Consider the following 20,522-nt stretch of genomic DNA (forward strand, 5'->3'; position numbering starts at 1 on the left):
CTGTCCGCTCCTTGTGAAGTACGTGGTGCGTGGCCGTACGGCTCCGGGGTCGGGGTCCCGGACCGGGCTCGGCTGAGGGAGGCGACGTCATCGTCGCCCCCCATCCTTCCAGACGGGCCCCGAACCTCCAGACCCCCTCACCCGGGGGCCCCGCCCGCCGGCCGGGCGACACAGTCGCGCAGGACCCCGGCGGAGACGGTCACGCAACGTAGTTTCACGTGAAACATCGACCGGCCGTCCGCGTGAACGTCAGGCGAGTTCCAGGTCGTTCAGGTCGTACGCATACACGTACGGCAGGCCGGCGTCGTCGATCGCGGCAGCGGCGGAGCGTTCCACGATGGTCGCCACCGCGACCACCTCGGCGCCGGCCTCGCGCGCGGCCTCGACGGCGGTGAGCGGGGAACCCCCGGTGGTGGAGGTGTCCTCCACGATCAGCACGCGCCGACCGGCGACGTCCGGGCCCTCGATGCGGCGCTGGAGGCCGTGCGCCTTGCCGGCCTTCCGCACGACGAACGCGTCCAGGTGACGGCCGCGGGCGGCCGCCGCGTGCAGCATGGCGGCCGCGACGGGGTCGGCGCCCAGCGTCAGGCCGCCCACGGCGTCGTAGTCGAGGTGGGCGGTGGCGTCGAGCATGACCTGCCCCACGAGCGGGGCCGCCTCGCCGTCCAGGGTGATCCGGCGCAGGTCGACGTAGAAGTCGGCCTCGATCCCGGAGGAGAGGGTCACCTTGCCGTGCACCACGGCCTTGGTCTTGATCTGTTCCAGCAGCGCGGCACGCGTCTCGTCCATGCGCCCGAGCCTATGCGAGCGCCCCCTGATCGGGTCGGGTCAGGTCAGGTGGCGCCAGGTCCAGGTGGTGGCGATCTCCAGCGGCTCGATCGGCGTGACGAAACGCGGCAGCGAGTTGAGCCCGTTCGGCGGGCCGGACTGCGGCTCCACACATACGGCAGCCGGCTGCTCGTCGTAGAGCACCACCCACTCGGCGCGGCTGGAGACGTTCAGCTCCAGCTCCTCCGGCCAGGTCAGGGTGACGTCCACGCCCTGCGGCATGCCGAAGCAGTCGTCCCACGGCCCGGGCTGCGGCTCGATACGACGGCCGGTGGGCAGGTGGTCCGCGCCGCGCTCCTCCTGCCACTCCGGCGCGAAGCGGATCTGCGCCTCCGCTCCGCCCTCGCGCAGCGTGCGGCGGAACCACGGGTGCCAGCCGGCCTGTGCCGGGAACGCGTTGCCGTAGGTCTCCACGCCCAGGGTGAGCGTGATGCCGCCGCCGTCCTCCGCCAGCTCGACCAGCTGGGTCACCACGCCGTCCCAGGGCCACGGATCGGTCAGTCCGACGGTGAACGCGGCGGAGCGCTCGTCGGCACGCACGGTGCGCCAGGGCAGACGCCGGACCGTGCCGTGCATCGCGTGCGGACCGCCGAGCCCGTCGCGGACGTCCTGTTCGGACGGCACCGGTAGCTGGTGCAGCTCCCCGCCGTTGCGGAAGCGCCCGTGGTCGGTGCGACCGCACCAGGGAGCCATGACGAACGTCCCGTGGCCGGGGCCCTGGACGAGCAGTTCGGTGCCGCCCGCGACGAGTGACGCCAGGCGGCAGCCGTTCTCCGGTTCGACGGTGACCGCGGTGTCGCCGGAGCGGAGCGTGACGGGGGTGGCGGAGTTGGTCATGCGACGACCCTAAGGGGGACGCCGACGGTGAGGTGCGCGGCCGCGCCCGGGTGTTGACGGGCCGTCGCACGGCCGCCCGCACGGCATGGACGGCGGCGGCCCGCGCGCGGCGCCCGGTCAGCGGCGGCGACGCAGCGCGCGGGTCAGCACGACGGCACCGGCGAGGACGGCGGCCGCGGCGGGCGCCGCCCAGCGCAGCGCGTCGGACGCGGCGCCGGTCTGGGGCGAGGGCACCGGCGCATAGCGGCCGCGCGGCGGAGCGTGGTCCACCTCTTCGGCGCTCCGCCCGATCATGGTGCGCCGGGCGTGCGCGGCCTCCGCTGTCGCGGCGTCCTCGTCGACCGACTCCTCCTCGAACGGTTCCTCGTCGTCGATCTCGTCGCCCGTCGGGTCCAGGGACGAGGTCGGGACGTCGGCGTCGAAGACGCCGCCGGAGGGCTTCTCCTCCTCACGCCGGGCCGGCGGCTCGCCGGTCTCCGGGCCGGGGATGCCGGGGATGACGCGCTCGTTGTCGTCGGGTGCGCCGAGCCCGGCGGGCCGGCCGGCGCCGCTCCCGGCCTCGGCCTCCTCGGGTGCCTCGGCCCCCTCGGCTTCCGGTGCGTCGGCACCGGACGGAGGGCCGGAGACGCCGGAGACGCCGTCCGCGCGCAGGCTCTCCTCCAGCGCGGAGCAGAAACGGTCCAGCAGCCGTCGTCCGGCGCCGGCCGTCGTCTTCTGCTCGTGCTCGAAGAGGCGGCCCTCCCCCGTCACCGTGCCGGAACAGGTGAGGCGGGTGCCCTCGCCGTCCTCGGCGGCGTGCGGCACCAGTTTCAGCGCGAGCTTGACCGTGCCGCTGCCACGGGCCTCCGTGCCCGAACCCTCGACGGTGAAGCCGTCGCCCTGCGGGATCAGCGTGAGACTGCCCCGGTAGGTGATGGTGGAGCCCCCGATGCGGACGCGCAGGCGGCCCTCCACCGCGTCGCCGCCGCCCGCAGCGGCGTCGACGTGGAGTCCGGGGACGCAGCGTGCCACGCGCTCACGCTCGGCGAGCGCCGCACGTACCGAGCCGACGGAAAACGGAACGTACACCTCGTGCTCCATACGCCGGAGCCTACCCACCAGGACCGGATCGATGGACGTCCCCGGCAGCATTCCTCCGCGCGTCGTCACGCACCCCGGCGCCCGCCATCCCCCGGGGGCACCGGCGCGCCCCCTCCCGCCACACCCGTCCGACGGCGGCGACGCGTGCTCACTCGTCGTAGCGCGGGTGCATCAGCGTGGAGGAGGGCAGCCCGGCCATGCGCTGGGCCCTCGCACGGCTCACCGCGGAGGACAGCGAGCGTCCGGTCAGCGCGCTGAGCGCGGGCCGCTCCGGTGGCGGCGCCGTCCGCACGGCGGGCGGCGTGTTCCCGGGCGCAGCGAGTACAAATCCCCACTGGTCCGAGACGCGCCCGGGCGCTCCGTCTCCGTCGCCGGGAAACGGGAGAGCCGGACGGGCGGAGGCCGTGGCGTGCCCGGAGACCCGCCCGCCCACGGCATACGGCGTGGTGGCCAGGCCCGCCGCCCGCAGCGTCGCCTCGACCGTCCAGAAATCGCGGGGACTCAGGTCCGGCGGTCCGGCGTGCACGGCGAGGCGGCCCGTCGGTGCGAGGGCACGGGCCAGCAGGCCGTAGAACTCCTGGGAGTAGAGCCGGGCCGCGTCCGGCCCCTGCGGGCCGGGCAGGTCGGAGACGATCACGTCGTACGGTCGCGCGCCCGGATCGCGGGCCCGCAGACGGTGGAAGGCGTCGGCGGCGACCACCCGCACGCGGGGGTCGGCGAAGGCGCGGCCGTTCATCCGGGCCAGCACCGGATCGGTGCGGGCCAGGTCCACCACTCCCGGCTCCTGCGCCAGGACCGTGACCGACCGGACCTGGCGGTAGCCGAGGATCTCCCGCAGCGCCAGGCCGTCGCCGCCGCCGAGCAGCAGCACCCGGCCGCGCGGACCGGAGGCGAACGCCGGGTGCACCAGCGCCTCGTGGTAGCGCTCCTCGTCGGCCGAGGAGACCCGCAGCCGGCCGTCGACGAAGAACCGCAGCAGGTGCTCGCCGCCGCTGCGGCGGCTGCCGGGCAGCGGCTGCCCGGTGAGCACGAGCTGCCGGCCGTCCGCGTCGACGGAGACCCGGACGTCCGCGCCGTAGAGCGCCTGCCGGGCGGCGTGCTCGAAGGGGGAGACGAGCTGGGCGGCGAGGGCGAGCAGCGCGCACACCGCGCCGTTGACGACCAGCAGGCCGCAGCGGGCACGGCGGCCCAGGTCGTGCCGGAAGAGCCAGAGCACCACCACGCCGCCGGCCACCGCGTTGACCACCCCGGTGAGCAGTGCGCCGGTCAGCTGTCCGAAGAACGGCAGCAGGAGGAAGGGAAAGGCGAGCCCGCCAACGAGCGCGCCCACGTAGTCCGCGGCGAACAGGTCGGCGACGGCGCCGCCAGGGTCCTGGCGCCGGATGCGCTGGATCAGGGTCATCAGCAGCGGCATCTCGGCGCCGATCAGCACGCCGATGGCGACGGCGAGGGCCACCAGCATGGCCCGGGGGGCACCGAACCAGGCGAAGCTCGCGTGCAGCGCCATCGCGGAGCCGCCGCCGACCAGCGCCAGCAGGCCCTCCACCAGACCGAAGCCGACGGCCGCGCGGCAGCGGAGCCGTTTGGCCAGCAGCGAGCCGACGCCCATGGCGAAGACCATCACGGCCAGCACCACCGACGCCTGGGTCACCGGGTCCCCGATGAGGGAGGCGGCCAGCGCGACGAGTTCGAGCTCGTAGACGAGCCCGCAGGCCGCGCAGACGAAGACGCAGACCAGCACGACCGCCCGGCCGACGGCGGCCGGTACGGGCAGCCGTGCGGACGGGACGGGCTGGTCGATCATGACACGCACGCTACGTGACGGAATATGCCCCGCCTGTCACCCACAAGCGTGACCGGGGCGTGCGCAAACGTGCGCGCTACCCCGTTCACGCCGGGCGGGCGCGGGCGCGAGCCCCGTCAGAGCAGCGCTCCCTCCCGGCCTGCCCCGCCGGACGACCGACGGCCGTCCCCGCGGGTGTTCCGGTCCGCGCGCCGTTCCGGGGCCCCGCCGGGCTGCAGAGCGCCGAGCGCCACCCGGGTGCGGGTCGAGACGAGCCTGCCCTCCTGGGGGTAGGAGTGCCAGGTGCGCCAGTGCACCTGATCCTCGTGCCGCTGCACCAGCAGCGCGGTGAAGGCGTGCGGGCTGCCCGGATAGGTGCCCGCGAGTCCGTGCGGGTGTTCCGCGACGAGCGCGATCAGCTCCTGCGCCCTGCCGACGAACGAGCCGGTCGACAGGGTCTCCACGCGGGAGGCGAACTCGTAGTCCCACTCGCCGAGTTGCCTGGAGACGCCCAGCGGCAGCGGTGCGGTGCTGCCGGGCATGCAGGCGACGGTCTCGGAGCAGGAGCCGCGACCGTCCTCGATGATGACCTGGTGCGACGCGCCCAGCAGCCGCAACTGCACGTGCGCGTCGGCGAGTTCGAGATCCAGCGTGGCCAGCGCGGGAAGCGGTTCACGATCGAGCGCCCACGCGAGGTCGCCGGCGCGGGTATCGCTGTACGCGGTCTTGAGAGTGGTGAGCATGGGTCGGCTCCGCAAGACGCAGTGGGTGGTGGTGGAGGGGGGTGTGCCTTCACCGAATCACGGAACTCGCCGTACCTACAGCGTTTTTGCCCTTCCGTGGCCGGTTTCCATCCGCGTGGGGGCGGGAGCGCTCACCTGTTCAATCCTCAAGGACACCGCGCGGTCACGGTGCCCTCACGCGCATGTCACCGAGCGGCCTCCCGCCGCGGACGCGTCCGGTCCCGGCCGGGCGTCCGGACGGACCGTCCCGGCCGGGACCGGACGGACGGCCCGGGCCCCGGCCTCTCCTCCGCACCGGAGCGGGCGGCCTCCGCCGGCTTCAGCAGCCTCCGCCGCCGTCGCCACCACCGCCGCCACCGCCGTCGCCGCCGTCGCCGCCGCCTCCTCCGTCGAAGAAGCCCCCGCCGTCGCCGCCGCCCGGGCCGACCCAGGCGCCGCTGCCCCAGGTGCTCCGTGTGCGCCGCTTCGGGCGGGACTTCCCTGCCGTGCTCGCCAGCACGGCGATGATCGCCGCGATCACGGCGAGCACGACGATGCCTATGACGATGCTCATGAGATCCCCCGTTCTTGCTGTACTGTCCGGCGTCGCCGGCCCCCTGTACCGGCGACGCCTTGCTTGGCAGAGGTATCGCCGCCACCGGCCCCGCTCACACCGGAGTTGAGGAAGACCAGAGCTTCCCGGTGGTACGACGAGCTTGAGGATGCGGGGGGTGTACCCGAGGATGGCGCCCATGACCGCTGACCGACGCCCGCTGCTCAACCGCCGCCTCGCCGAGTTCGGGACCACGATCTTCGCCGAGATGTCGGCCCTCGCCGTGCGCACCGGCGCGATCAACCTGGGCCAGGGCTTCCCGGACGCCGACGGCCCGGAGGAGGTGCGCGAGGCCGCCGTACGGGCACTGCGGGACGGCCGCGGCAACCAGTACCCGCCGGGGCCGGGCGTACCGGAGCTCCGGCAGGCGGTCGCCGCCCATCAGGAACGGTTCTACGGCCACCTGGGCGTCACCTGCGACCCGGACCGCGAGGTGCTGGTCACCGCCGGGGCCACCGAGGCGATCGCGGCCTCGCTGCTGGGCCTGGTCGAGCCCGGCGACGAGGTGATCGCGCTGGAGCCCTACTACGACTCGTACGCGGCGAGCATCGCGATGGCCGGCGGCACGCGGGTGCCGGTCACCCTGCGCCCCGGAGAGGACGGCGCCTACCACCTCGACCTGGACGAGCTGCGCGACGCCGTCACCGACCGCACCCGGCTGCTGCTGCTCAACAGCCCGCACAACCCCACCGGCACCGTGCTCCGCCGCGAGGAGCTGGCCGCGATCGCCGAACTCTGCCGCGAACGCGACCTGCTCGCCGTCACCGACGAGGTGTACGAGCATCTGGTCTTCGACGGCGAGCACCTGCCGCTGGCCTCCTTCCCCGGCATGCGGGACCGCACGGTCACCATCTCCTCGGCGGGCAAGACGTTCTCCTTCACCGGCTGGAAGGTCGGCTGGGTCACCGGGTCCGCGGAGCTGGTCACGGCGGTGCGTTCGGCGAAGCAGTACCTCACGTTCGTCTCCGCCGGGCCGTTCCAGTACGCGGTGGCCGAGGCGCTGGCACTGCCGGACGCGTACTTCACCGCGCTCCGCGAGGACCTGCGGGAGAAGCGCGACCTGCTGTCGCAGGGGCTGGCCGAAGCGGGCTTCGGCGTCTTCCGGCCGGCCGGCACGTACTTCGTGACCGCGGACATCCGTCCGCTGGGCGCGGAGAGCGGACTCGACTTCTGCCTCGGTCTGCCCGAACGCTGCGGCGTGGTCGCGGTACCCACCCAGGTCTTCTACGACCACCAGGCCGCGGGGGCGCCCTACGTCCGCTTCGCTTTCTGCAAGCGGCACGACGTGCTCGCCGAGGCGGCCCGGCGGCTCAAGGGCGCGGGCTGAGGCGTCTTCCCCCGGACGGCGAGACCATGCCCCGGGAGCCCGGCGCAAGGGGTTTCCCCATGCCGCAGAGCAGCGGATAGGGCGGCATTCCGGACGGTTTCCCGGAACGCGGACGACACCCGGCAGGGCGGTAGTTGAAGATTTTCCCGTCGTGGCAATCGCAACGGGATGTGCGCTCGGCGAGCGAGTCGAAGGCCGTGCGGCCCGCGCCGCACGTGCTCTTCGGTAACGGACTTTCGGCCGAGACCGAAGAACGCACACCGATTCTTCACGTTCTCCGGAAGAAAAACCCCTGCTCGCCGGGCAGTTGTCCGGCGGCGTCGTGACATGCGCTCTGACGTGGGGATCTCGCCATGGGTCCACATCATCTCTCCGGATAGCGGACGCGCCGAACGCCTGCAAACGAAAAGGCCATTGCTGGCGCACCGGTGACATGAACCCGACTCTCGTGGCAGGGTGCCGTTCTACGTCACTCGTTCGAGTGATGTGCAACCGATTCTGCCCGGGAGTTCACCTCGTCTCCCGGTCCCCACGCAGAAGGAGTTACCGGGTGAGACTCACCACGAAGAAGCACCGGATATCCGCCCTCGCCGCCACCGCGGCGCTGGTCGCCGCGGGCGTGACCGCCGGCACCGCCGGAGCGGCCCCCGACAAGGACGGCTTCGACAAGGGCGCCATGCCCGTCTCGCTGTCGCCGTCGGACCGCACCGAGCTGGTCAAGTCGGCCGACACCGACGCCGCCAAGGCGCGGACCGCTCGGGTCCTCGGCCTCGGCGAGAAGCAGGGGCTGGAGGTGAAGGACGTGGTGAAGAACCGCGACGGCTCCACGCACACCCGCTACGCCCGCACCTTCGACGGCCTGCCCGTCCTCGGCGGCGACCTGGTCGTGCACCGCAACGCGACCGGCGAGAAGACCGGCGTCACCAAGGCCGTCGAGGCCGAGATCAAGGTGGCCTCCACCGACGCGCCGAAGTCCCAGAAGCCGTCGCTGTCCGCCGCGCAGGCGGACGCAAAGGGCAGCAAGGCGCCGCGCAAGGTGATCTGGGCCGCGGACGGCAAGCCGACGCTGGCCTGGGAGAAGGTCCTCGGGGGCAAGCAGAAGGACGGCACCCCGAACGAGCTGCACGTCGTCACCGACGCGAAGACCGGCGAGAAGCTGTACGAGTGGCAGGCCGTGCACAACGGCACCGGCAGCAGCATGTACGCCGGCGAGGTCGAGATCGGGACCGAGGGTTCCGGCGGGTCGTTCACCATGACCGACTCCGCGCGCGGCGGCCACGAGACGCAGGACGCCGACAACGGCAACCAGGTCTTCACCGACACCGACGACACCTGGGGCGACGGCACTCCCGCCGACCCGCAGACCGCGGCCGTCGACGCCCACTACGGTGCGGCGCTGACCTGGGACTACTACAAGAACGTGCACGGCCGGGACGGCATCCGCGGCGACGGCGAGGGTGCCACCAGCCGCGTCCACTACGGCGAGGCCTACCAGAACGCCTTCTGGCAGGACTCCTGCTTCTGCATGACCTACGGCGACGGCGCGAACAACGAGCACCCGCTCACGTCGATCGACGTGGCGGCGCACGAGATGACGCACGGCGTCACCTCCGCCACCGCCGGCCTGGTCTACCAGGGCGAGTCGGGCGGCCTGAACGAGGCCACCTCCGACATCTTCGCCGCGGCCGTGGAGTTCCACGCGCAGAACCCGGACGACCCGGGCGACTACCACGTCGGCGAGAAGATCGACATCCGTGGCGACGGCTCCCCGCTGCGCTACATGGCGCAGCCGAGCAAGGACGGCAGCTCCCTGGACTACTGGTCCGAGGACGCCGCGAACGTCGACGTCCACTACAGCTCGGGCATCGGCAACCACTTCTTCTACCTGCTGGCCGAGGGCAGCGGCGAGAAGACGATCAACGGTGTCACCTACAACAGCCCGACGCACGACGACTCCACCGTCGAAGGCATCGGCATCGACAAGGCGGCGGCCATCTGGTTCAAGGCGCTGACCGAGGAGATGACCTCCACCACGGACTACGCCGACGCCCGCCGGGCGACGGTCGCCGCGGCCACCGCCCTCTACGGCGCGGGCAGCACCGAGGTGTCCACGGTCGAGGCCGCCTGGACCGGAGTCAACGTCAACTAAGCGGCGACGCCGCACTCGCAACTCCCCACACATGCAGACCGGTTCGCCGCCCGCCGGGGCCCACCCTCCGGCGGGCGGCTTCCCCACACCACACCGGAGCACCGCATGATCCGCACCCTCACGCGCAGAAGCGTCATGGCCGTGACCACGTGCACGGCCCTCGGCGCGACCCTCCTCACCTTCACCCAGGCCCAGGCGGAGCCCGCAGCCGCCGCGGCCCCCGACATCCCCGTCGGCGCCGTCGTCCAGGACCTGAAGGACCTGCAGCAGATCTCCGACGACAACGGCGGCAACCGGGCCCACGGACAGCCCGGCCACAAGGCGTCCGTCGACTACGTCAGGGCCAAGCTGGACGCCGCCGGGTTCGAGACCTCCCTGCAGGAGTTCACGCACGCCGGCGCGACCGGCTACAACCTGATCGCCGACTGGCCCGGCGGCGACCCGAACCAGGTGCTGATGGCCGGCGCCCACATCGACTCGGTGAGCGACGGGTCGGGCATCAGCGACAACGGTTCGGGCAGCGCCGGCGTCCTCGAGGTCGCCCTCGCCGTGGCCGAGGCCGACCTGAAGCCCACCAAGCACCTGCGTTTCGCCTGGTGGGGCGCCGAGGAGGTCGGCCTGGTGGGCTCCCGGCACTACGTGGACAGTCTGGCCGCCGGCCAGGCGGAGACGATCGACGGCTACCTCAACGCCGACATGATCGCCTCCCCCAACCCCGGCTACTTCGTCTACGACTCCGACCCGGCGCTGGAGAAGGTCTTCACCGACTGGTTCTCCGCGAAGAGCATCCCCACCGAGGCGTCGACCGAGACGAACGGGCGCAGCGACCACGCGTCGTTCCAGAACGCCGGCATACCCGTCGGCGGCCTCTTCACCGGAGCGGGCGCGACGAAGACCCAGGAACAGGCCGACCAGTGGGGCGGCACGGCGGGCGAGTCCTTCGACCCGTGCTACCACGCCTCCTGCGACGACCTGACGAACATCAGCGAGGAGGCGCTCGACCGCAACGCCGACGCCCTCGCCCACGCCGTGTGGGAGCTGAGCGGCTGACCGTCCGCCACCGCGCGTCACCGTGCCGGAGCCCGGCCGCCGATCCCGGCGGCCGGGCTCCGCCGCGTCCGGGCCGGGGCCTCACGGGAAGCTGCGGCGCCCGGCGAGGCGAGAGACGATGAGAGGACCGCGGTCCCTCCCCCGGTGTCCGCCGCACGGCCGGCACCCGCGGGGTCCCTCCGGAGGGAGCAGCCGTACATGGTCACCGACGGGTCCCGCACCGGGGTCGGCGAGGAGGACCGGCCCTCTTTCGGCCCCTCGCCGCCCGGCGGACTGATGGACGTTCTGGCCGTCGCCGCCGTGGTGATCGACGCCTCCGGACGCATCGTGCTGTGGAGCCCGCAGGCCGAGGAGCTGATGGGCTACCGCGCGTCGGAGGTGCTCGGGCGCCCGGCGGTGCGAACGCTGGTCCCACCGGAGTACCGCGATCGTGCGCTGAAGCTCTTCGCCGAGGTCATGGCCGAAAGCAGCGGTGCGTGGGCCGGCGTGTTCCCGGTCCGCCACCGGGACGGCGGAGTGCGCCTGCTGGAGTTCCGCAACATGCGGCTCACGGACGACCGCGGCGACCCCTACGCGCTGGGACTGGCGACCGACCAGGGCACCGTGCGCCAGGTGGAGCGCGAGGTCGCGCTGTCCACCCGCGTGGTCGCCCAGTCCCCGATCGGTGTCGCGGTCTTCGACACCCGGTTGCGCACCGTCAGCGTCAACCCCGCGCTGGGCGACATCGCCGGCCTCCCGCCGCACGCCCGCCTCGACCGCAGCGTCCGGCACATCCTGCCGTTCGTCGACCCCGGCACGGCCGAGTCGGTGATGCGGGACGTGCTGCGGACGGGGACGCCGCTGCGCGACCAGGCCGTCCTGGGCCGCCCGGCGGGCGACCCGGACCACGAGCACGCCTGGAACCTCTCCTACTTCCGTCTCGAGTCGGCCGGCGGCGACGTGCTGGGGCTCACCGTCGCGCTGCGCGACATCACCCAGCAGCACGAGGCGGCGACCGAAGCGGCCCGCGCCCGGGAACGGCTGACCACGATCGCGGACGCCACCGCGCGGATCGGCACCACCCTGGACCTGGAGCAGACCGCCCGCGAACTCGCCGACGCGGTCGTGCCCCGCCTCGCGGACCTGGCCGCCGTCGACATCCTCGAGGACGTCCTGGAGCACCGCGGCGGGCCCGGGGAGACGTCCGGCCCGCCGGTGTTCCGGGCACTCGCGCTGGCCGAGGCGGACCCGACAGAGGCCGCCCGCGCCGCCGACCCGGTCGGCGAAGCCGCCCGCTACGGCACCGACCGGCTGGTCGCCCGGTGCGTCGCCACCGGCGCCCCGGTCCGCGTGCCCCGGGTGCGCCCCTCCGACCTGGCCCTCATCGCCCGCGACGCCGAGTCGGCGCGGCTCCTCGACCGCGCCGGGCTGCACTCCTACCTGGCCGTCCCGCTCATCGCCCGCGGCACGGTGCTCGGCGCGCTCGACCTCAAGCGCATCGGCAACCCGGAGCCCTTCGACGAGGACGACGTCGTGCTGGCCCGCGAACTGGCCGGCCGGGCGGCGATCTCCATCGACAACGCGCGCTGGTACCAGCGGGAGCGGGCCACCGCGCTCACACTCCAGCGCTCCCTGCTGCCGCAGCTCCCCGAGCCGCAGCCCGGCCTGGAGATCGCCTACCGTTACCAGCCCGCCGGGGCCGCCAGCGAAGTCGGCGGGGACTGGTTCGACGTCATCCCGCTGGCGGGCGGCAGAACGGCGCTGGTGGTCGGCGACGTGATGGGCAGCGGAATCACCGCCGCCGCGACCATGGGACAGGTGCGGACGACCATCCGCGCGCTCGCCCACCTCCACCTGGAGCCGGACGGCATCCTGCGCAGCGTCGACCGCAGCAGCACCGGCCTGGAGCAGTCGATCGCCACCTGCCTGTACGCCGTGTACGACCCCGCCACCGGCGAGTGCCGGCTCGCCTCGGCCGGGCACCTGCCGCCGGTACTGGCCCGCCCCGGGCGGCCCGCGCAGCTCCTCGACCTGCCCACCGGCGCCCCGCTCGGCGTGGGCACCGTCCCCTTCCACAGCACCGCCGTCCGGCTGCGCCCGGACGACGAACTGGTCCTCTACACCGACGGCCTGGTGGAGGTTCGCGGCCAGGACATCGACGAACGGCTGGCCCTGCTGCGGGAACTCCTCACGCCCGGAGCCGGGCTCCAGGAGACCTGCGACCGGCTGCTGCGTGCGCTGCGGCACCCCGACCACCACGACGACATCGCCCTCCTCATCGCCCGCATCACCCGCATCACCGGCCGCTGAACGGGGTCGGCGGCCCCGCCCGTTCAGCGGACCGAGGGAAGCTCGCCGTCCAGCCAGTCGGCCATCGTCTCCATGTAGGTCGCCGTCAGGTGCGCGCCGTTGCGGTAGACGAGTGCGTCGCCGATCACCGCGGGGCAGGCACCGTCCCGGCACAACGCCTCGCCCGGGTCGACCAGCCGTGCACCCGAGACGTCCCCTGCCGCCCGGCGGTTGACCGGCGTGAAGTCCAGTCCGGTGCGTTCCGGCACGACGCACTGCGAGAGATCCTCCAGGTGTGCGGAGACACAGGCGGGCACGTCTTCGGGCGGATGCGGATTGTCCGCGACCACGACGGTCCGCGCTCCCGCGCGCTGCAGGCGCTCCAGGGTGTCGGCGTAGGCCGTCCGGACGCGGCGGGCGCTGTCCTCGGCCCCCAGCCGGTCGCCGTCGGCGACGGCGCGCACCGTGGCCAGGTTTCCGGTCACCACCAGGGCGGGTTTCTCGTCCCGCTCGATGCGCTCCAGCGTCCGCTCGCGCCATTCCGCGCACTCGGTGTACTCCCGCTTGAGCCGGGGGTTCCAGGTCGGGAGGTCCGCCGGCGTGCAACCGGACTTGGTGAGCACGACGAGCCGCCACTTCCGCTTCTGGGCGACGCGTTCCAGGGCCGGGGCGTACTGCATGGCGTGGGAGTCGCCGTAGAGCACGACGGTCGTGCCGGCCGTGGTGTCGCCGTAGACGCACGCGGGGGACCGGGTGTCGCGCTGGGCGACGAGGCAGCCGTCCCGGTGCGCCCGGCCCTTGTCGTCGGCGGCCTTCTCCGGCAGCGGGCGCAAGGCGTCCGCGGTGTGCTGCAGCGGCTCACCGCCCAGCAACGACCGGGCACCGGTGACCTCGTGCGGCTCCGCCTCCGGCACCCGCGGCACGCTGTTCCAGGAGAGCGCCGCGGCGAGGACGGCGAGCGCCGTGCACCCGCCGCCCAGGGCCAGGCTGCGGCCGTTCGGCGCGAACGCGCGGGCGCGGCGGAAATACTCCTCCACCAGGCGGTGGCTCAGTGCGGCGGGGATCAGCGAGAGCACCACCACGAGCAGGAGGATCGAGGTGGGCAGACCGGAGAAGAAGGCGGTGGCGAAGACGATGGCCGGCCAGTGCCAGAGGTACCAGGAGTAGGAGACCCGGCCGAGGTAGCGGACCGGCGGGAGTTCCAGTACCCGGGCGACGGGGTGGGGCCCCACGGTGCCGGCGGCGATGAGGGCGACGGTGCCCAGCACCGGGAGCAGCACGGGCACCCCGGGGAACGGCGTCGTGTCGTCGTAGACGGTGACGGAGGTGAGGACGGCGGCGAGTCCGCCGCAGCCCAGCACCGCGGGCGCCCAGCGAGGGAGTGCACGCAGACGCGCGGCCGGCACCAGGGCGAGCAGTCCCCCGGCCGCCAGTTCCCATCCCCGGGTGAGCGTGGAGAAGTAGGCCACGCCCGCCTCGGTGGTCGTCAGCACGACGGAGTAGGCGAAGGAGGCGGCGGCGACGGAGCCCAGGCCGAGTGCCAGACGGACCCGGGGTGCGCGTCGGCGGCTGCCGAGACCGCAGGCGAGCAGCAGAAGCGGCCAGACGAGATAGAACTGCTCCTCCACGGAGAGGGACCAGAAGTGCTGGACGGGGCTCGCGGCGGTGCCCACCGCGGAGTAGTCGACCGCCTCTGCCGCCTGCTGCCAGTTGACCGCGTAGAGCGCCGAGGCGATGACGTCCTCGAAGACCTGCTGGCGCTCGACCGGCGAGAAGAGGAGCCATGCCGCCGCGGCCGCCGTGAGCAGCACCAGGCAGGCCAGCGGAAGCAGGCGCCGCATGCGACGGGCGTAGAACCGCGTCAGGGCGATGCTGCCGGTCTGCTGGAGTTCCCGGAGCAGCAGCCCGGTGATCAGATACCCCGAGACGACGAAGAACACGTCGACGCCGACGTAGCCCCCGGCGAACGTGGTCGCTCCCGCGTGGTAGGCCAGGACCACGCACACGGCCAGCGCCCGCAGCCCCTCCACGTCGCCGCGGAACCTCTGCTCGCGGGGCGGCGCGCTCTCGCGTGTCCCCGGCGGGCGTTCCGCCACCGTCGTTCCGACCGGACCCGTCGTGCCTTCTGGCCGCTGCATGCCTGCCCATCTTCCGTCTCGTCGCGTCCGTCCTCCTCGGATCACGAGCCGGGCCAGGGTAGGTCACGGAAAGGTCACGGCGCCATGGGTGGTGCCCCGCACCGCCGTGCGGAAGCGAACTTCCGCACACCGGAGGGCATCCGGTCGGCCGCCGCACTGCGGGGACACCTCGGATCGCACGGACGCGGACGGGCCCGGGCGGGGTGCCGGGGGCACCTCGTCCGGGCCCGTGGGCGCCGTGCGTCCGAGGTCAGGAGTCGGAGGCGGAGTCCTCGCCGTCGGGGCCGGAGCCGGCGTCCTTCTCCAGCCCGAGCTGCTCCACCATCCACTTGTCGAACTCGATCGAGGCGCGCACCCAGCTGACGACGCTGGAGACGAAGTGCTCCAGGGACACGCCGGTGCCGATCAGCATCTGCGCCTCGCCGATGAGGCGGACGGTGCCGTCGTCGTGGGTGTGGCTGTAGACCTTGGGCCACAGGGTGCGGCGGTTCCAGTCGTCGATCGACTCGAGGACGGCGCCCTTCTCCTCGATCTTGTGCGGCCGGTCGTAGAACGTGCGCACCGAGAAGACCTGCTGCTCCGCCTCGCCGCGGAACATGAAGTACGTGCGGAACTCCTCCCACGGAGCGGCGAGGTCGCCCTCGTCATCGACGACGTACTTCAGCTCCATCTGGTCGAGGAGCTGCTTGACCAGATCCTGGTCGGGGACGACGGGTCCGGTGGGACCGGTCTCCTGCTGGTCGGGCTGCTGGCCCCCGAAGTTAGGAATCGAGGACGGGTCGATGCTCACCGTGGATTTCCCTTCGTATGGATACGGCCATCCTCCCCCATGACGGGCCGGGAGACGCAAACCGCGGGCCGCGACGGGTGCCGCCCGTCGGGTGGTCCCGACGGGCCCGGAGGCGGGCGGCACCCGTGCGGCGGGTACCACGGCCGGCGCGGGGCAGTCCCCGCACCGGCCGGGTATCGGGCCGGGGCACGGGTGGTCAGTCGCGGGCGGTCAGTCGCGGGCGGGCGCGACCAAGAGGCCGTCCCCGCCGTCGACGCGGTCCACGCGCACGGTCCCGCCGTCCCGTACCTCTCCGGCCAGGATCTCCCGGGCGAGCTGGTCGCCGATCGCCGTCTGCACCAGGCGGCGCAGCGGCCGGGCGCCGTACGCCGGATCGTTCCCCTCCTCGGCCAGCCAGGCCAGCGCCGCGGGGGTGACGTCCAGCAGCAGCCGCCGGTCGGCGAGCCGCCGCTGGAGGGCGCCGATCTGCAGCTCGGCGATCCGGGCCAGTTCCGCCCCGTCGAGCGCGGAGAAGACGACCACGTCGTCCAGCCGGTTCAGGAACTCGGGCCGGAACGCGGACCGCACCGCGGCCATCACCTTCTCCCGCCGCTCCTCGGGCTTCTCCAGGCTGTCGGTCAGATGCTGGCTGCCGAGGTTGGAGGTGAGGATGAGGAGGGTGTTGCGGAAGTCGACCGTCCGGCCCTGCCCGTCGGTGAGCCGGCCGTCGTCGAGGACCTGGAGCAGGATGTCGAACGCCTCGTGGTGCGCCTTCTCGACCTCGTCCAGCAGCACCACGCTGTACGGCCGCCGCCGCACCGCCTCGGTGAGCTGGCCGCCCTCCTCGTATCCGACGTAGCCGGGCGGGGCGCCGACCAGCCGCGCCACCGCGTGCTTCTCGCTGTACTCGCTCATGTCGATGCGGACCATCGCCCGCTCGTCGTCGAAGAGGAAGTCGGCCAGCGCCTTGGCCAGCTCGGTCTTGCCGACGCCGGTCGGGCCGAGGAAGAGGAAGGAGCCGGTGGGCCGGTCGGGGTCGGCCACCCCGGCGCGGCTGCGCCGCACGGCGTCGGAGACCGCGCGCACCGCCTCGGCCTGGCCGATCAGGCGGCGGCCCAGCTCGTCCTCCATGCGCAGCAGCTTCTGCGTCTCGCCCTCCAGCAGCCGGCCGGCCGGGATGCCCGTCCAGGAGGCGACGACGTCCGCGATGTCGTCCGGGCCGACCTCCTCCTTGACCATCAGCTCCCTGGGCGCGGCCGCGGCCTGCTTGTCGGCGACCTCCTCCGCCTCGCTGGCCTCCTCCAGCTCGCGCTCCAGCGCCGGGATCTCGCCGTACAGCAGCTGGGAGGCGGCCTCGAAGTCGCCGTCGCGCTGCGCACGCTCGGCGCGGCCGCGCGCCTCGTCCAGGCGTTCCTTCAGCTCGCCGACCCGGTTGAGGCCCTGCTTCTCCTTCTCCCAGCGGGCGGTCAGGCCGCGCAGCTCCTCCTCCTTGTCGGCGAGCTCGCGGCGCAGGCGCTCCAGGCGCTGCACGGAGCCGGGGTCGGTCTCGTTGGCGAGCGCGAGCTCCTCCATCCGCAGCCGGTCCACGGCGCGCTGGAGCTCGTCGATCTCCACCGGGGAGGAGTCGATCTCCATCCGCAGCCGGGAGGCGGCCTCGTCGACGAGGTCGATGGCCTTGTCGGGGAGGAAGCGGGAGGTGATGTAGCGGTCGGAGAGGGTGGCGGCGGCGACCAGCGCGCCGTCCGCGATCTGCACCTTGTGGTGCGCCTCGTAGCGGCCCTTGAGCCCCCGCAGGATCGCGATGGAGTCCTCGACGGTGGGCTCGGCGACCAGCACCTGCTGGAAGCGGCGCTCCAGCGCGGCGTCCTTCTCGATCCGCTCGCGGTACTCGTCCAGGGTGGTGGCGCCGACCATCCGCAGTTCGCCGCGGGCCAGCATCGGCTTGAGCATGTTGCCCGCGTCCATGGCGGAGTCGCCGCCCGCGCCGGCGCCGACGACGGTGTGCAGCTCGTCGATGAAGGTGATGATCTGCCCGTCGCTGGACTTGATCTCGCCGAGCACGGTCTTCAGCCGCTCCTCGAACTCGCCGCGGTATTTCGCGCCGGCCAGCATGGCGCCGATGTCGAGGGCGACGAGGCGCTTGTTCCGCAGCGACTCCGGGACGTCGCCCTTCACGATGCGCTGGGCCAGCCCCTCCACGACGGCGGTCTTGCCGACGCCGGGCTCGCCGATCAGCACCGGGTTGTTCTTGGTGCGGCGGGAGAGCACCTGCACGACACGGCGGATCTCCTGGTCGCGGCCGATGACCGGGTCGAGCCGGCCCTCGCGCGCGGCTGCGGTGAAGTCGGTGCCGAACTTCTCCAGCGCCTTGTACGTGCCCTCGGGGTCGGGGGTGGTGACCCGGCGGCCGCCGCGGACCTCCTCGAACGCCGCCAGCAGCTTCTTGTCGGTGGCGCCCTGCTCCGCGAGCAGCTCACCGGTACGCCCGCCGCGGGCGGCGATGCCGATCAGCAGGTGCTCGGTGGAGATGAAAGCGTCGCCGAGCTCCTTGGCCCGCTGCCCGGCGTCGGCGATCACGGCGAGCAGCGCGCGGTCGGCCTGCGGGCGGGAGACGGTGGAGCCCTGGACGCGCGGCAGCGCGGCGAGCTCCCGCTCGGCGCCGGCCCGCAGCGCGGCCTGGTCCGCCTCGACCGCGGCGAGCAGGTCCTGGATGTTCTCGTTGTCCTCGCCCTCGATGAGGGCGAGGAGCAGATGGGCCGGGGTGATGTCGGGGTGCCCGTCGGTGACGGCCCGGTCGTTGGCCGCGCTGATGGCGTCCCGGCTCCTGTTGGTCAGCTCGGCGTCCACGCTCGTCTCTGCCTCCTTCTTCCGCGACATCCCATGGCTTGCACGGTCCACGGTACAACAAGTTGAGTCTGTTCCACTCAACTATATCGGCAGCAGTCCGCGCAGTGCTCGCGAGGGCGCCCGCGAGCCGCCCCCACCACCGTGAAGCCCCGCGCTACGGTCGGGGGCATGGCCCTCCAGGACGACCCGGCGTTTCTCGCCTTCTGGCGCGAACGCCACTACTCCACTCTCACCACCTTCCGCCCCGACGGCACGCCGCACGTGGTCCCGGTGAGCGTGACGTACGACCCCGGCACGCGCACGGCCCGGGTGGTCGCGCGCGGGACGAGCCGGAAGGTGCGCAACGTGCGGGCGGCCGGGGCGGGGGGCAGCAGGGTGGCGCTGTGCCAGGTGGACCGCCGGCGGTGGGCCACCCTGGAGGGCCGGGCGGTGGTCCGCACCGAGCCCTCGCTGATCGCCGACGCCGAGGAGCGGTACGAGGCGCGCTACGGCAGGCGCCCGAAGCCCAACCCGGAGCGGGTGCTGATCGAGGTCGCCGTCGACCGCACCATGAGCCGCCTCTGAGGCACGCCGCCCCCCTCGGCAACGCGGGACACGTCCACCCCCACACGCCCCGGACATCGCGCACATCCCGGGCGCCCCCGGCACCCCGCACGCCCCAGCCGTCGGCGCACCCCTGCGCGCCGCACCTCCCCCGGCGTCCGGTACCCGGCGCATTCCTTTCCGGTAAGCGACGAGGCAAGATGCTTTCCGGCCAGATTTCGATGACCCTTCCTGACCCTTGACGCGGGACGGCCCACGCCGGCACGCCGGACGCACATCCGTACGAATCCGCGCACATGCCGCAGTGTTCTGCGTCACACGGCGGTCGTGTGGGCCCACCGGCGCGAGTTGTCCAGACCTCTCACACCCACCGATGGCGACGCCGTGTCGAATCTTTGGGCCGGATCGAGCCTGGCTGACTTTCGCCACTCAGCCATAGCGTGCGCCGCGGATGCGAGGAGATCCCTCGCGCCGGTGTCTCGGGAGGAGCGCACCTTGCGCCGATTCAGACGAATATCCCCATCCGCCCGTAACCGCCTCATCGGTATCGCCGCAGTGGCCGGAACACTCGCCCTCGTGCCCGTCTCCGCCCCCACGGGAGCCGCCGCCGACGCCGCCCGCTCCACGACCGCCGCATCGGTCGACGCGGAGTGCCGCACCGCAGAGGGCCACGGAAACTCCGAGCCCAGCCAGGCCGAGGGTCACGGCAACGCCCCCGCCGCCGCCCGCGTGGCCCGCCCGGACGGCCACGACCACGCCGCCCACGAGCCCAACGCGGTGAGCGCGAAGAAGGCCGCCGCGATGGAGCGGGCCCTGGACAAGAAGCTCGACCGGATGCGCGCCGACGGTCTGCTCGCGCAGAAGAAGGGCAAGAACGGCCAGCTCGCCCCCGTCACCATCCCGGTCTACTTCCACGTCGTCCACGACGGCGCGACCGGCAAGCTGACCGCCGGCGACATCGGCGCCCAGATGGACGTCCTCAACGACGCCTTCGGCGGCGTCGGCTCGGGCAACACCGCGTCGCCCTACAGCTTCGAGCTGGTCGACACGACCTACACGGACAACGCCAACTGGTACAACGGCCTCCAGCCGGACAGCGCGGCCGAGGCCAACATGAAGTCCAGCCTCCGCCAGGGCGGCGCGAACGCGCTGAACTTCTACACCGCCAACCTGGGCGGCGGCCTGCTCGGCTGGGCCACCTTCCCGACCTCGTACCAGAGCGACCCGGAGATGGACGGCGTCGTCGTCCTCGACGCGTCGCTGCCGGGCGGCTCGGCCACCAACTACGACGAGGGCGACACCGGCACGCACGAGGTCGGCCACTGGATGGGCCTGTACCACACCTTCCAGGGCGGCTGCGGCGGCCAGGGCGACTACGTCTCGGACACCGCGGCCGAGGCCAGCCCCGCGTTCGAGTGCCCGACGGGCCGCGACACCTGCAGCGGCGGGGGCGCCGACCCGATCCACAACTTCATGGACTACACGTACGACTCCTGCATGACCCTGTTCACCCAGGGCCAGGTGGACCGCATGAACGAGTTCTGGACGGCCTACCGCGCCTGACCGCC

15 protein-coding genes are annotated in these 20,522 nt (G+C 73.1%); 6 read left to right on the forward strand and 9 right to left on the reverse strand.

Translation table 11 applies throughout. The features are described from left to right. Positions 1 to 249 precede the first annotated feature (249 nt). The 6 genes from pyrE to K304_RS33620 form a co-directional block, all read right to left on the reverse strand. A complete protein-coding gene (pyrE, locus tag K304_RS0113830; RefSeq protein ID WP_027764227.1) occupies positions 250 to 789 on the reverse strand; it encodes an orotate phosphoribosyltransferase in 540 nt (179 codons plus the stop codon). A 39-nt stretch (positions 790 to 828) separates the two neighbouring features. Next, positions 829 to 1,665 carry an aldose epimerase family protein gene (locus K304_RS0113835; RefSeq protein ID WP_027764228.1) on the reverse strand — a complete coding sequence of 279 codons (837 nt, stop codon included), beginning with the start codon at positions 1,663 to 1,665 and terminating at the stop codon, positions 829 to 831. A gap of 117 nt (positions 1,666 to 1,782) precedes the next feature. After that, positions 1,783 to 2,745, reverse strand: a complete 963-nt coding sequence (locus K304_RS0113840; RefSeq protein WP_027764229.1) for a hypothetical protein — start codon at positions 2,743 to 2,745, stop codon at positions 1,783 to 1,785. Between the two features lie 148 nt (positions 2,746 to 2,893). After that, positions 2,894 to 4,549, reverse strand: coding sequence for a polyamine aminopropyltransferase (locus tag K304_RS0113845; protein WP_027764230.1), 1,656 nt, complete (start codon positions 4,547 to 4,549; stop codon positions 2,894 to 2,896). Positions 4,550 to 4,665: 116 nt separating this feature from the next. Beyond that, entirely contained in the window at positions 4,666 to 5,271 is a 606-nt protein-coding gene (locus K304_RS28960; protein WP_078529059.1) for a DUF2617 family protein, read from the reverse strand. 319 nt (positions 5,272 to 5,590) lie between these two features. After that, a complete protein-coding gene (locus tag K304_RS33620; protein ID WP_051308433.1) occupies positions 5,591 to 5,824 on the reverse strand; it encodes a hypothetical protein in 234 nt (77 codons plus the stop codon). A gap of 169 nt (positions 5,825 to 5,993) precedes the next feature. On the opposite strand from K304_RS33620, the gene K304_RS0113860 reads away from it, so the two are divergent. The 4 genes from K304_RS0113860 (at position 5,994) to K304_RS0113875 (ending at position 12,678) form a co-directional block, all read left to right on the forward strand. Beyond that, positions 5,994 to 7,190, forward strand: a complete 1,197-nt coding sequence (locus K304_RS0113860) for a pyridoxal phosphate-dependent aminotransferase (protein WP_027764232.1) — start codon at positions 5,994 to 5,996, stop codon at positions 7,188 to 7,190. A 550-nt stretch (positions 7,191 to 7,740) separates the two neighbouring features. Next, entirely contained in the window at positions 7,741 to 9,339 is a 1,599-nt protein-coding gene (locus K304_RS0113865; RefSeq protein WP_027764233.1) for a M4 family metallopeptidase, read from the forward strand. A 105-nt stretch (positions 9,340 to 9,444) separates the two neighbouring features. Continuing rightward, positions 9,445 to 10,389 carry a M28 family metallopeptidase gene (locus K304_RS0113870; RefSeq protein ID WP_027764234.1) on the forward strand — a complete coding sequence of 315 codons (945 nt, stop codon included), beginning with the start codon at positions 9,445 to 9,447 and terminating at the stop codon, positions 10,387 to 10,389. 198 nt (positions 10,390 to 10,587) lie between these two features. Continuing rightward, positions 10,588 to 12,678 (forward strand): SpoIIE family protein phosphatase, encoded by a 2,091-nt coding sequence (locus tag K304_RS0113875; RefSeq protein ID WP_027764235.1) that lies wholly within the window; start codon positions 10,588 to 10,590, stop codon positions 12,676 to 12,678. Between the two features lie 23 nt (positions 12,679 to 12,701). On the opposite strand, the gene K304_RS0113880 is transcribed toward K304_RS0113875, so the two are convergent. The 3 genes from K304_RS0113880 to clpB all read right to left on the reverse strand — a co-directional run bounded on the left by K304_RS0113880 (position 12,702) and on the right by clpB (position 18,411). Further along, positions 12,702 to 14,795 (reverse strand): SGNH hydrolase domain-containing protein, encoded by a 2,094-nt coding sequence (locus K304_RS0113880; protein WP_051308434.1) that lies wholly within the window; start codon positions 14,793 to 14,795, stop codon positions 12,702 to 12,704. A gap of 250 nt (positions 14,796 to 15,045) precedes the next feature. Further along, positions 15,046 to 15,585: a type III secretion system chaperone family protein gene (locus tag K304_RS0113885; RefSeq protein ID WP_027764237.1), complete on the reverse strand. Its 540-nt coding sequence runs from the start codon at positions 15,583 to 15,585 to the stop codon at positions 15,046 to 15,048. A gap of 210 nt (positions 15,586 to 15,795) precedes the next feature. Beyond that, positions 15,796 to 18,411: an ATP-dependent chaperone ClpB gene (clpB, locus tag K304_RS0113890; RefSeq protein WP_027764238.1), complete on the reverse strand. Its 2,616-nt coding sequence runs from the start codon at positions 18,409 to 18,411 to the stop codon at positions 15,796 to 15,798. A 168-nt stretch (positions 18,412 to 18,579) separates the two neighbouring features. Here clpB and K304_RS0113895 point away from each other — a divergent pair, with 168 nt between their 5' ends. Together K304_RS0113895 and K304_RS0113900 are read left to right on the forward strand one after the other, a co-directional pair. Then, a complete protein-coding gene (locus K304_RS0113895; protein ID WP_027764239.1) occupies positions 18,580 to 18,975 on the forward strand; it encodes a TIGR03618 family F420-dependent PPOX class oxidoreductase in 396 nt (131 codons plus the stop codon). A gap of 474 nt (positions 18,976 to 19,449) precedes the next feature. Continuing rightward, positions 19,450 to 20,517 (forward strand): zinc metalloprotease, encoded by a 1,068-nt coding sequence (locus K304_RS0113900; protein WP_051308442.1) that lies wholly within the window; start codon positions 19,450 to 19,452, stop codon positions 20,515 to 20,517. Positions 20,518 to 20,522 lie beyond the last annotated feature (5 nt).

The organism is Streptomyces sp. CNS606 (assembly GCF_000426325.1).